The following is a 13,579-nucleotide window of genomic DNA, read 5'->3' as shown; positions in this document are numbered from 1 at the left end:
AACTGCATCCAATTTAACGCCGAGGATTCATGGGGCGCTTGGCACGCGGAGTTCCCAGAATCTCGGCCCAAACAATGCCATTTCGAGCTTGTTCTGCAAGAAACGATCGATCATTCTTGTTCTGTTCTCGCTCTTCGTCGTGGATTTCGACAACGGTTTCCGGTATATCGAGGGTCATCCGATTCAAATGAGAGTGGATCCGGTCCAGATCCCTCTGCATCATCTCGATTCGGTAATCCATACTGTCATGGCTAGAATTCATTTCAAGCTCACGTTTCATTCGGTCTATTTCTTGATGCTCAAGAGAATATCCGTTTCCGGTACCCGCTTCTTCTTCATCCATCCGCTCGATCCGGGTGCTTTCCTGAACAGGTGCCGGACGGGAGACTTGCGGAGTCGTCTGTACCCGTCTTGCTTCAGGCCGCTGTGGCCGCTGCTGCCCCGGTCTTGCAGGACGGTCCCCTTCGCCACCAAAGGACGGCATACGGGGGTTTTTCCCCTCCTCAGGGTTCTTGCCGCGTCTTCCGAGGGCGGAGATAATGAAGAAGCCTATAACAGCTACAATGTAAATATTATCGAATAACCAGCTCACTATAGGCTCACCTCATCGTTACTTGGTTTTGTTGTCACCGGGATTGTCATTATTCTCACCCATCTTACCGAAGGAACCCCTCATTTGCGTGTCGGCTTCGATATTCTTTAGGTTCATATAATCCATCACGCCCAGTTGGCCGCTGCGAAGCGCTTCAGCCATAGCCAGCGGAACTTGGGATTCCGATTCCACAACGCGTGCTCTCATCTCTACGACGCGAGCCTTCATCTCTTGCTCTTGGGCTACCGCCATCGCGCGGCGTTCTTCCGCCTTCGCTTGGGCAATACGCTTGTCGGCTTCCGCCTGTTCGGTCTGCAAGTATGCGCCGATGTTTTTGCCTACATCCACGTCCGCGATATCGATGGACAGGATTTCAAATGCAGTACCGGCATCCAATCCCTTGGAGAGAACCGTTCTGGAGATCGAATCCGGATTTTCCAATACGTCTTTATGAGAATTACTCGAACCGACCGTGGTAACGATACCTTCACCGACGCGGGCGATGATCGTTTCTTCCCCTGCACCCCCGACCAAACGGTCAATGTTGGCACGTACGGTTACACGTGCTTTAACTTTCACTTCAATACCATCTTTTGCTACAGCGGCAACGGTTGGTGTCTCAATGACACGCGGGTTAACGCTCATCTGAACAGCTTGCAGAACATCGCGTCCCGCAAGGTCAATCGCGGCTGCTCTTTCGAATTCAAGCGGAATATTCGCACGTTGGGCTGCAATCAAGGCGTTGACCACCCGGTCTACGTTACCGCCTGCGAGATAGTGACTTTCCAACTGGTTTATGTTTAAACCAAGGCCTGCTTTTGTCGCTTTAATCAGCGGATTCACGATTCGGCTTGGTGTTACGCGCCGCAGGCGCATAGCCACCAATGTAATTATTCCGACGCGAACGCCGGAGGCGATCGCCGAGATCCAGAGCATTAACGGGAAGAAACTGAAAAACACGCTAAGTACGATGATCGCGACAACCCCGATCAGAAGAATCGGTACCAATGAACCATCCATATTCGTTTACCCTCCATTATTGAGTATTTGCTTTCATCACTTGGAACATTTAAACACTAGCTCTTTAATATTACACAATTCCGTGGTAGGGTTCACCCTTTTTCTTCCTCTACAACAATTCTTGTACCGTCCGTCTTAATGACGCGTACCGGTCGACCGGAATCGATGAATCCTCCAAGCGTAACCACATCGAGTCGGCGTCCCTCAAGTTCCATCGTTCCAGCCGGGCGAAGCGGCGTAATCGAAGTTCCGACCAGACCGATAAGCACATCCCGGTCTTCGTTCGGAATATAGCCCTCCTCCCTCGATAAGCTGTCACTGAGAATGAATTTGCGCCATACTCCTCGTTCCTTGAATACGAGGGCAACCACGATAATGGCCACCAAAGCCGATGCTGCCGCAATGCCCAGGGACAGGGCAACATGAGAAGTGCTGTAGGCCGCCATCACAACGCCGGCAATCAAACTTACCGAGCCGATGATGCCCAGTATGCCAAAGCTTGGCACAAACAGCTCCATAGCCAGCATCACGATACCGATCACAAACAGCAGCCAGGTCTCCCAACCGGCAAATCCGGCCACCTGGTTACCAAAGAAATACAGTACGAATGCCGCTACACCCAAGATTCCCGGCACACCAAATCCTGGAACAATAACCTCGATAATAACGCCTGCAATACCAATGAACAACAGAAGTGTCATCACACCCGGATGCGTAAGAAAGGTTGCCAGCTTCTCCGAGAACGTGGGCTCCATCCGAAATACGTCCTGGGTGGAATACTCCATCCAAGCTATCACCTCGTCGGTGCTGCTTGCAATCGTATCCGCGTACCCCGTCTTGAGTGCCTCATCAGCCGTTAAAGATATCACCTCGCCGGGCTGCTTGGTCAAACCGATTTCAGGCATATCGACCTTTAGGTTGACATCAGCCATACCCATCGCGATTTGTTTGTTTCGACCGCTCGCTTCAGCAGCGCCAGCCATCTTGCTCTTCCACCAGGACACCAGCTTAGCATCTTCAATCCGGTTGCCTCTGGCATCGACCATATAAGCTGCGCCGATCATGCTGCCAGGCGACATAGCAATCTTATCTGCATTAAGCGCGATATAGCTGCCGGCTGATGCGGCATCGCCCGTAATGTAAGCCACGATCGGAATCTTGCTGTCCTTCATCAAGGTGGCAATTTTGCCGGCTTGATCCACAAGACCGCCGGGTGTATCGATCTCCAGAACAATAAGACCCGCCGACATCTCCTCGGCTTCCTTAAATCCGCGCTCCATAAAACTTGTTAAGCCGCGCTCGATCTGCTGCTTGACCGGAATGACGTAAACCGAGCCGATGTTAGCCGCCATTGCGGATTTCACTGGCCCAACATACATTCCGACTGATATCAGCATCAGAACGGCGGCTGCCGTGAATGTCAGGAATTTGCGGATCCAAAACGGTTTGTTCAATCTGTTCCCCTCCTTTTCGACGTATTAAGCCATCTGTACCCTTACTTCGACAAATAGGGTTCAACGACCTGCCTTTTGCATAAGCATATGTATCTACTTGCACTCATATGGTAGTTATTACGAATCAGAAACGATTTCGTTTCAAAAAGTATACCCATTCTTTAAAAAACATCGCGAAGAGGCGGTCCTCGAAAGCATTACCCACAAAAAAAGAAAAAACACCCCTTGAGAAAACAAGGGGTGTTTCACTTATGTTGTTACAGAAATTGTTGAACAACTTGATTGACAAGCTTCCCATCTGCACGCCCTTTAACTTTCGGCATGAGAGCGCTCATTACTTTACCCATCTCGGCTTTTGAAGAAGCACCGGTTTCCTGGATGGTCTGCTGTACAATGACTTTAATTTCTTCTTCAGTAAGCTGTTCCGGGAGGTAGGCGCTAAGGAGCTCAATTTCTGCTTTTGCATCGGCGGCAAGATCGTCGCGTCCCGCTTTTTCAAATTCTTGGAGGGCATCTTTGCGCTGTTTGATTTCACGACTAAAAATATCAAGCACTTCGTTGTCATCCAAACTTCGTTTCAAATCTATTTCAAGATTTTTTATCGTCGAACGAACCATTCGAATCGTTGAGAGTTTGAACTTGTCCTTACTCCTCATCGCTTGCTTCATATCTTCGTTCAATCGTTCGCTAAGATTCATGCTAGTTCAGATCCTCCTAAAACTTTCTCTTACGAGCAGCCTCGGACTTTTTCTTGCGCTTTACGCTTGGCTTTTCATAATGCTTGCGTTTCTTCACTTCAGCCAATACGCCATCTTTAGCAATGGAACGCTTGAAGCGACGAAGTGCAGCATCAATTGTCTCGTTTTTGCGAACTTTAGTTTCAGACACCAGTTTTCCCTCCCTCCGACCAGACCGTCCAAGAGCATTAACACGGTTCATCAAACTTCATTATAGGGCAAACGGAAATAGGGTGTCAACCTTAGACGTCTATTTTACGATAGTGGCAAGAATTAGAACAACCCCGCTGCGACGCTTCCGCTGCGAGGCTGATCTATTTCTTCCTTGGCCTGATGTTATGTATGAGCAGGTGAAATGCCTGTTAAAGCGCCCAAACGGCGACCGCCCATCAGATGATAGTGCACATGAAACACCGATTGCTCCCCATCGGGCCCGCAGTTGTTAATTAATCGATAACCGCTCTCCGCAATGCCCAGCTTCGCCGCGGCTTCTTTAGCCGCTTTGTGCATCTCGCCAATCAGCAGCAAATCTTCATCCTGAATATCATTCATGGATGCGATATGCTTCTTGGGAATGATCAGGACATGAACCGGTGCCTCCGGGTTAATGTTTTGAAAAACAAGCACCTTATCATTCTCGAGTACCTTCGTGGAAGGAAGCTCACCCTCTACGATTTTACAAAAAAGACAATCCATTACGGTTACCCCTTTCCTACGTTTACATACTTTTATCATATAAGAAATTAGGCAGTGCGTCCAATAGATGACAATTAAGGCATACTCACAAAAAAAAGAGAAGCACCCCTGGAACGCAGCTGTCCAGTAAGGAGGCGCTTGATCATGAGAGCAAGGAAAAAGATAGGAATCTCTCATGATCAAGCGCCTGCCCGGTGCTTCTTACATATGTCGGCTTATCTGTACTATAACAGTGCCATGTTGCTGTTTCCGTGATCTAGATCACATCATCCATGTTTCGCTATTACATCGATTCGATCGCAAGCTGCGATCCAGCTCCCGCTTGCTCCGCCGGCCGTACGACCAGCTTGCGCGGCAGACGCGCCCGAAGCTCGGGCACATGACTGATAATGCCAACGGTCAGCTTATCCGTATGGAGACGCTCAAGCGCGGTAATGACCGTCTCCAGCAGCTCCGGATCCAGTGTGCCGAACCCTTCGTCGAGGAAAAAGAACTGCAGTGGATATTGCCCGCGCAGTTGAATTTGTGCCGAGAGTGCCAAAGCCAAGGCCAATGAGGTCAGGAATGTCTCGCCGCCAGATAGTGTGGATACCGGACGCCGGACGCCGCCGTTGGCATCGTCCCGAATGACGAATCCTCCCCCGGAGTCCACCTCAAGTGAGTAGCGCTGCTTGGTCAAATAGCGAAGGCGCTGGGAAGCCGACTGACTCACCTGCATCAGCTGCTCCTCCGCAATGTATTCCACAAACGCGTTTCCGCGCAAGCAGGACTGCAATTTGGACAAGCGCTCGCTCTCTCGTTGAAGGCTAAGACGCTGCTCTTCCAATTCCATAAAACGGATGTGACGTTTGTTCAGGTCTTCCAAGTCCCGCTCAGCTCGAGCTCTCGCTTGAAGGGCCTCCTCATCGGCTGTACGGGCCGCCTGAAGCTCGCCTGAGCACCGTTCCCACTCCTCTTCATGAAAAGGGCTTACGCCTAGCTTCTGTTCGACGTCGCGAAGTCTCAGCGTCCATTCCCGCTGTCCTTCCCGATGGGCTTTCACTAATTGTGCACATCGTTCAATTTCTTCCGGGGTTAAACAGGCTTCCATGACGGCATGCTCCGTAGCGAACGGTGAGCCTGCCAGCTGGTTCTCCCAGGCAAGCTTGGCAGCTTGATGCTGCTCCTGCGCGGCTCCCTCAGCCTGTTCTGCAAGAGCCGCTTCCTTGGCTGCATGCTGAGCCTTCTCCTCTGCCTTCCTGCACTCGCTTCTGGCTTGTTCAGCGGATTCATTCAGCATCGTCATTCTGGTCCGGCATTCGCCCAGCAGCTCCTCAGCCGACCGGTCGCCGATCCATGCCTGAAGACGCTCTTCTTTATCCTTCAGCCCCTCCATCTTACCTTCACGCTGCGCATCCCATTGAATCAGCAGCTTCTCCAGCTCACGAAGCTGCTGCTCCAAGTGAAGGACGGCCTGCTTCTTCTCCTCGATAAATGGAACGCTGCGCTCAAGCCCTTCCTTGATCGACTCGGATTCCGCATCCTTCTCTTGCATGAGCTTAAAACGGCCGGCCGCCTCTTCCAGAGAGAAATCCGGCTTGACTTCCTGCCAGGAATTCAGAATGCCCTCAGCTTCTGCTTCCAGTCCTGCAAGCTGATCCCGCAGCTGGTTCCATGTCATTTGACCATTCTCAAGCGCGGCGCTCTGTTTCATAAGCTCCTGCTGGCATGTGGAGAGACTCTGCTGTACCTTGGAGGCTTCCGTACGGCATGGTCCGATGGCAGCAGCCTGAGTTTCGGCTGCTTTTAGGAGCCATGCTGTATCCGAAGCAAGCCTTTCCACATCGTACAGTTTATCAGCGGTAGGTATGGCTGACACTGCCGCCTCCATCCATCCGCGTTCCTGCTCTTGCCCGTCGCGTTTGACGGCAAGCAGCTCGTCATCTGCGTACGACTCAATCTGCGAGCGCGTCTGTGTAGCCAGCGCTTCCGCTTCGTTAAGCTGCCCTCGCAGGGTTAATCTGGCCTCCTGGATCTGATGCGTGATCTGCGTCAGCCGATCCATGCCCTCATCAAGATTATCTTCAGGCTGCCCTGATGAGGCAGCAGGGCGAGGATGATGTTCGCTCCCGCAAACCGGACAAGGCGCTCCTGCCTGAAGCTCGGCGGCCAGCGAAAGGGACAGGGCATGAAGCTGTTTGTCGCGAAGCGATTGGCTCATCGCCTGGTTTACCTGAGCTGCCGCGGCTGCCATCCGATCGGCAAACGATGAGGCCTCGGCTGCATCACGCTGCAAGCTGTCAACTTGCACGGAGAGCTGTATGTAGTGCTGTTGCAATTCTTGCTCCTGCTTCTGCAGGGCAATAAACCTTGCCTTTTGCTCCTTCAGCTTGCTCTCCTGTGTCTTTAAATCAAGCTCAGCCTTCTGCTTGAGTCTGCCGGCTGACTCGAGGGCTTGAACCTTCTGCATCGCCATATGAAGCGCCTGCCGCTCACCAGAGCGGGTCTCAAGCCCTTTCAGCTTGGCTTGAAGCTCCTCCTGCCGCTTTCTCCCTCGTTCAAGCAGCTCCTGCTCCTTCTGCAGTTGGGCAGTTCCCCCTTCAAGCTCTTTGCGTGCATCCACTCGCTGTGCATCCAGCCTAATCAGTTCTTCCCGTAATCCATCACGTTCCCGCTGCAATATAACAGCTTGCTCCAGCTGCTGCTCCCGAAGCACCAGCTTCGGCTCCTCGGCCCGAAGGGCTGCCTGGGCAGCTTCATCCGCCTTTACGGCCTGTTCCGCCGCCTTCTGAGCGGATGCAGCCTGGACGGTGAGTCCTTCGGCAATCTGCCGCCGCTGCTCCCAGACCTTGCCGGATTCCCGCCATGCCTCAAGTGCAGGGAGAACAGCGGCTGCCGCCCCTGTCAGCTCAAGCTTTCGTTCCAGCTCCTTCATCTCTTCCTCATGAAGGGCAAGCTCGTCCAGTTTCCCCTGCAGCCGCCGTTTTTCCATATCCAACTCACGGATTTTACCCATGGCTTCATGGGCTTCGATGGCGACCTGGAGATGATTCCGGCATGACACCGCGTGTTTCTTGGCATCTTCCAGCCTCGTAGTCGCTTCCGCCAAAGCTTCTTTGCCTGCACTGCCCAACCCTTGCTGTTCAGCTTCGACGGATTTCAGCGAACCCTCTGTATCCTTAACGCGGCGGCTGAGCTTGATCGCAAGCTGGTCTCCGTATCGTTCCAAATGAAACAGCCGCTGAAGCATCTGCCGACGCTCACTCCCCTTCAGGGAGAGGAATTCGGCAAACTTTCCTTGAGGAAGGACGACCGCGCGAGTAAAATCATCCATTTTAAGTCCGATTTTCTCTTCTACGCAGCGGGTGACTTCGGCCAATTTATCCGCCATCACCTGATCCCCATCGGGGGTAACGTGGATAAATCGACTCACCGTATTGCTGATGGAGAGCTCGTTGACCCGTTTGAATCGGCGCTCTACCCGATATCGCTCCAGCCCGGCAGCGGAAGACAACTCAAACGTAAAGGAAACGGTCAAGCTATCCTCCGAATGGTTCATGATGCCCTGGGTTCCGTTAACTGCGCGCTCCACCTTTCCATACATGGCTAGAGTAATAGCATCCAGCAGCGTGGATTTCCCGCTTCCCGTCGGTCCAAAAATACCGAAGAGTCCGGTTTCGCACAACCTCTCAAAATCAATCTCCTGCGTTTCTCGATAACTCTGCAGTCCGGATAACTTCAACAAGATCGGTTTCATCTTACGGCTTCACCTCCATCCCGTCAGACTCCTCTTCCTCTACAAGCTCCAGAAACAAATCGACCAGATGATCCTCGGGCTCCGCCCCGCCGGTTTGCCGCTGGTAGAACTTTCGGAACAGATCCGGCAGCGGCAGTCGGGACCGTTCGCTCTCCAGCTCCAGCGCCTCCATCTCCGGGTAAACCGGACGGATGTGAACAATGCCGTCCCTGCTCTTTCGAAGTCGCTGAATGTCGGCAAGCCCCATGGCCTCCGTTAGGGATACCTCCAGATCTATGAAAGCTTCGGGATCACGCCCCTCATCAAGCCATCGATACACCTCTTCCAAGCCGCCTTTGGCCTTCCAGCGAACAAGCGGGCGACCGCTGCTGAGAAACAGCTCTTCGATCACGGGTGCTCCTCCTGGCGATACGTCAACCAGGGTCACCGACTTGGCCTGTCCCGCTTCCGAGAAGCTGTAGGCCAGCGGTGAACCGCTGTAGCGGATGATTCCCTCCCCTTTTACTGCCTGAGAACGATGCAGGTGACCAAGCGCCGTATAAGATGCGCCTACAGAGAGTGCCAACGGATCAACCGTGTACGCTCCACCGACCTGAATCGGCCGCTCGGAATCGCTCTCGACGCCGCCAAGTACATAAATATGGCTCATGGCCAGATTGACCGTCTGCGGAGAAAATTCCCTTGCCATCTTCCTCATCAGTTGTCCGACTCTCTCGCTATAGGCACGCCGGAGCTGATCCTCATCTCCATCGATCGATAGCAGCTCATTGAGCCTGGCCTCAGACGGATAAGGCAGTGCTGCAATCTTGGCCGTTTCTCCGGTACGTGCTGCTGCAACAGTGATCGCATCGGCGACGGGAGTCCCAATCAGCGTTATGCCCCTGGTTGCAACAAGCGGCGTGACCGATGCAACCCGTTCCGGCTGATCATGGTTGCCTGCAATGACCACCATAGGACGGCCCCCCTCCGTAAGTCTGGCGGCCGCATCATAAAACAACTGCTCTGCAGCCGCAGGCGGATTTACGGAATCATAAACATCCCCCGCCATGAGGATCAGATCGGCCTGCTCTTCATCTGCCAGCTTAACCAGTTCATCCAGAAAGCGCTCCTGCTCTGCAAGCCTGCTCCGGCCTTCAAGTGCGCGCCCCAGATGCCAGTCTCCGGTATGCAAAATACGCATCGCTAATCTCCTCTCCCGCTTCAAACTTCCCAATCAAACAAATCGAGATGACTATAGTTGAACGGCATGTCCCTCATCAAAAAAGTACAGCCATTTTTCATGAACGGGCTCGCCTAAAATATCTTCCAAGGCCTTTGCATATAGATCAAGCTGAAAACGATACTGCTCTGCTAAGGCCGAAACGCCGCCGCGATGCTCCAGCACCCGGTCCGTTTTATAATCCAGCAGCACAAGTCTACCGCCCTGCCTGAACAGGCAGTCCACAACCCCTTGGATCAGCACGGTTTCGTCCTGAAGGAGCTTCACATCCGGCGCTGCTTCGGCCGCTTGTTCCGAGAATTGGTCCATGAAAGCGAGTCCTTGATAAGCTTCAGCTGCGGGGAGTGCATATGAAAACGGCATCTCGCGCCAGACATCCTCTGCAGTCAGCAGCTGCATCCCTACCTCGCAAGCAAACAGGCCGCTGATCTCCGTTGCTTCCACCGCGGCTGCCTGCTCAGCGGTTATGATTTCTTTTTCCACAAGGTAGCGGATCGTGTCTTCGATTTCCGGCGTCGGTTCCGCGGCTCCCTCCAATCGTTGAAGAGGCACATGCTGCATGATCGTATGATACACGGTTCCCCGTTCCGCAGGTGTCAGCTTCGTTGACTCCATAAATTTCGGCCGTCGCAAGCTTAGTGTGAAAGATGCACCTGCCCCGATATTTTCCTTGCTCTGACGTTTTACGGCCTGCTCCTCCAGTAGATCCAGGGAGGGGCTGTCCTGCAAGGCAAGCAGCTTCTTCATCTCCGTTACGGACGTTTTGGCGGAAATTTGGCTGACCGTTTCATAACGATATTTCCAAGACAAGCGCTCATAGATGCTTGCACGTTGATCATCCGTACCCATATCTTCCGCTTCGGCTATACTAGCCATCGGAACAACCGGCTCGAGCTTGCGCAGGGCATTCAGCTTATTCATCCGGTCATCGTTATCCGCCTGCACGTCATCCTTAATACCGATCATGCCCTGCGCCAAGGATTCCGGCGTCTCGATCGAAAATATCCATTGCGATCGATCTTCTCTAAACACGCGTGAGTTCGTCTCCTCGGATAAGCCCGCCTTCTCGCGGAGCAGACCTGCGGATGGATGGCGTATCACAGCCGGGCCTATCCAATCCAAGTAACTCCGGCCCCGGGCAAGGACGTAATCCGGCAGAAGAAGCTCCGGGTTAAAATCGGCTTGTGCCCACGCAGCCGCCTTCTTCGGCAAATCCTTCACCGTGCCGACCAGAATCATCTTCTCTTTAGGCCGCGTAAGGGCAACGTAGAGCACACGCATCTCCTCAGCTAACAGCTCCAGCTGCGACCTGCGCCGGATCGCCAGGTTAGGCAGCGTGGGATAGCTAACGCGCATGCCTTCATCCACAAACTTCGGTCCAAAGCCAAGCTCCTTATGCATAAGGAAAGGGGAATTCAAATCCTGCTGGTTAAAATTTTTGGACAATCCAGCTACAAAAACAACCGGGAATTCCAGCCCCTTGCTCTTGTGAATGGTCATTAACCGTACCGCATTGCCCTGGCTTTCCGTACCGCCGGCAGTGCCGAGATCCCCGCCTCGCTCCCGGAGCCGGGAGATAAAGGTCAGGAAACGGAAGAGACCTCTGGAGGCTGTATCCTGTTCATACTGCACGGCCCGGTCATACAAGGCGGTCAGATTGCCCTGACGCTGCTTGCCGCCAGGTAGACCGCCAACCCAATCCAAATAGCCGGTTTCACTGTAAATTCCCCAGATCAGATCACTCAAACTTCCTTGGCGCGCTTCCTGCCGCCAGCGCTGAAGCCGATCCATAAACAATCCAAGTTTTGAGCTAAGCTCCGGAGATATTTCGATATTCTGACCTTCCGCTGATAACGGAGCATCCGAAAGAAGGCTGCCTGCCACGAGCTCATGACCTGCTGCTGCTTCGGCTAAACCTTCCAGTTCTACGCCCGGCGTCCATTTGCCATCCACGAAGCCCACAGGGCGCGCCAAATCCATGACCGGCGGGACGACACTTAACGCGACTGCTGCCTTAAGCGCATCGTAATAAGTCCCTTTGGCACACAGGCGTACCTGTGCCATCTCTTCCTCGGATAATCCGAGTATCGGCGAGCGCAATACGGAAGCCAGGGGAATATCCTGCCGGGGATTATCAATCACCTGCAGCAGCGATAAAATGATCTCCACTTCCGTCGCCTGAAAGTACCCTTTGTTCTGCTCGCCGAACGCCGGAATCCCTTCCTGCCGCAGTTCCTCTATAATTAACGGTGCCCATACCATGGCTGAGCGAAGCAAAATAACCATGTCCCCATACCCCGCGGGCCGCATCGATTTCAGTCCTTTATCGTACACCATGAGCGGCTTCCCGTTTTCGCCTGTCATCTCACGAATTCTGCGGGCAATGGCGCGGGCCTCCAGTTGGGCGGTTTCCATCTCAAGCGCCTCAACCTCAAGATGAACCCCGTCCTCTTCGGAAGATTCTTCGGACTGCTCCTCCGTCCCTTTTCCAAGACGGTCGATCAGGAGCAATTCAGGCGTGTAAGGGTTCGTACCGCCCTGAACCTCCTGCTCCGGAAAGGATGCGCCGCATACAAGCTCCGCTCGAGCATCATAGGCAATCTCGGCTACGGATTCATTCATGATCTGCCGGAACAACAAATTGACGGCATCCACCACTTCCGTCCGGCTGCGGAAATTACGGGCCAGATCAATCCGGATGCCGGCTTGGGCCGTGCTTGCGTCGGAAGAAAACGTCTTATATTTATCGAGAAACAGTCCCGGCTCCGCCAAGCGGAACCGATAAATACTCTGCTTCACGTCACCTACCATAAACCGGTTGCCCGGCATTTCCCTGGAGATCAATCGTACAATGTCTTCCTGTACGCTGTTCGTATCCTGATATTCGTCGAGCAGCACTTCATCAAACTGCTCGCGGTATTCCATCGCCGCATCGGAAGGCATCATATGCCCCGGCACGGAATCAGGGTGACGAAGAATATGAAGGCAGTAATGTTCAAGGTCGTTAAAGTCGACCATGCCTTTGGCCGCTTTGGCCTCACGATATCGCTCGCCAAAAGCGATAACCGTCTCGGCCAGCTCCATCATCAGCGGCGCTGCCGTGTGAAGTTCCTGCAAAAATTCCGATGCCGGACGGCCAAACAATGCACTTTTCAGCTCATTGACGATTTTCTTCACGTTGTCGCGCAGTTCCTTAACCTGTTCCTGAAGCTCCGGCAGCACCTCATCCTTCCGAACGGATTTGAGCTTGCCGAAAGACGCCTCGCGAAAAATGCCGTACAACGATTCCCACGGCGAACTATCGATGGCCTCAAGCAGGGAGGCGACCAATCGCAAGTCCTCATCGAGATTGTCCACATACGGTGCAGGCCCTCCCGGCTGCATGGCGATCGCCCTGGCTTGCTGCAGCAAGCCAGCCGCTCCGTTCAAAGCCAGACGGGCATCAGCCAAAATGCTTTGAACCCATGGCGTTTGTCCGAGAGCCTCCGTATCTTGTACCTGGAAGCCGGCAGCCGTTTCCCTTAGCCAGTGTGCCGGCCAGGAATGGCTGCGGGAGAAATCATAGAGGCGCTGAACGAGACGGTACAGCGCGTCGTCCGTTCGCTCGCCACTGAACCAGTCCGCCAAATGAAGAAACCGACTTTCCTGGTCGCCCTCGGCCTCGCCGTATTTCTCTTCAAACAGCTCCTCCAGCATATCCTGCCGCATTAAATCCGCCTCATGTTCATTCAGAATGCGGAATCCCGGATCCAGCGGTATTAACTGATAATATCGCCGAATGACTTCCATGCAAAAGGAGTGCAGCGTTGTAATTGACGCCCTACCAAGCAAAGCAAGCTGACGCCGGATATGCTCATTGTCCGGATCCCGGTCCAGCTCACGGTCAAGCGCTTCCCGAATCCGTCCCCGCATTTCGGCAGCCGCAGCCTTGGTAAACGTAGCTACAAGAAGCCGGTCTACGCTGAACCCCGCGGAATCGTCGAGGATTTTGCGAATGATCCGTTCAACCAGCACGGCGGTCTTCCCTGAACCCGCTGCAGCTGCAACCAGCATATCATCGCCCGACAGCGCGATGGCTTTCCACTGGTCGTCACTCCACATGCTGCCCTCGGGTTTTGCTATCAT

9 protein-coding genes are annotated in these 13,579 nt (G+C 53.5%); all 9 read right to left on the bottom strand.

All coding sequences use genetic code 11. The annotated features are described in order from the left end of the window. Positions 1-13 precede the first annotated feature (13 nt). The 9 genes from MHH48_RS09545 to addA all read right to left on the bottom strand — a co-directional run bounded on the left by MHH48_RS09545 (position 14) and on the right by addA (position 13,579). The gene (locus tag MHH48_RS09545; RefSeq protein WP_076320587.1) at positions 14-592 is read right to left on the bottom strand and encodes a hypothetical protein; all 579 of its coding nucleotides are present in this window, start codon (positions 590-592) and stop codon (positions 14-16) included. Between the two features lie 18 nt (positions 593-610). Beyond that, the gene (gene floA, locus MHH48_RS09540; RefSeq protein ID WP_076320586.1) at positions 611-1,612 is read right to left on the bottom strand and encodes a flotillin-like protein FloA; all 1,002 of its coding nucleotides are present in this window, start codon (positions 1,610-1,612) and stop codon (positions 611-613) included. A gap of 92 nt (positions 1,613-1,704) precedes the next feature. Continuing rightward, positions 1,705-3,009, bottom strand: coding sequence for a nodulation protein NfeD (locus MHH48_RS09535; protein ID WP_083659561.1), 1,305 nt, complete (start codon positions 3,007-3,009; stop codon positions 1,705-1,707). Positions 3,010-3,323: 314 nt separating this feature from the next. Further along, positions 3,324-3,764 carry a GatB/YqeY domain-containing protein gene (locus MHH48_RS09530; protein WP_053489149.1) on the bottom strand — a complete coding sequence of 147 codons (441 nt, stop codon included), beginning with the start codon at positions 3,762-3,764 and terminating at the stop codon, positions 3,324-3,326. Positions 3,765-3,780: 16 nt separating this feature from the next. Next, complete coding sequence (gene rpsU / locus MHH48_RS09525; protein WP_005547957.1) at positions 3,781-3,954, bottom strand: 30S ribosomal protein S21; 174 nt, start codon at positions 3,952-3,954, stop codon at positions 3,781-3,783. Positions 3,955-4,139: 185 nt separating this feature from the next. After that, positions 4,140-4,499 (bottom strand): histidine triad nucleotide-binding protein, encoded by a 360-nt coding sequence (locus tag MHH48_RS09520; RefSeq protein ID WP_071222932.1) that lies wholly within the window; start codon positions 4,497-4,499, stop codon positions 4,140-4,142. Between the two features lie 283 nt (positions 4,500-4,782). Beyond that, the gene (locus MHH48_RS09515) at positions 4,783-8,235 is read right to left on the bottom strand and encodes an AAA family ATPase (RefSeq protein ID WP_076320584.1); all 3,453 of its coding nucleotides are present in this window, start codon (positions 8,233-8,235) and stop codon (positions 4,783-4,785) included. 1 nt (position 8,236) lies between these two features. Further along, positions 8,237-9,415 carry an exonuclease SbcCD subunit D gene (locus tag MHH48_RS09510; RefSeq protein ID WP_076320583.1) on the bottom strand — a complete coding sequence of 393 codons (1,179 nt, stop codon included), beginning with the start codon at positions 9,413-9,415 and terminating at the stop codon, positions 8,237-8,239. Between the two features lie 51 nt (positions 9,416-9,466). Next, a complete protein-coding gene (gene addA / locus MHH48_RS09505) occupies positions 9,467-13,579 on the bottom strand; it encodes a helicase-exonuclease AddAB subunit AddA (RefSeq protein ID WP_076321291.1) in 4,113 nt (1,370 codons plus the stop codon).

This window comes from Paenibacillus sp. FSL F4-0100, from assembly GCF_037993005.1.
Taxonomy (GTDB): Bacteria; Bacillota; Bacilli; order Paenibacillales; family Paenibacillaceae; genus Paenibacillus_AQ.
This window is presented reverse-complemented; position numbering and strand designations above follow the sequence as displayed.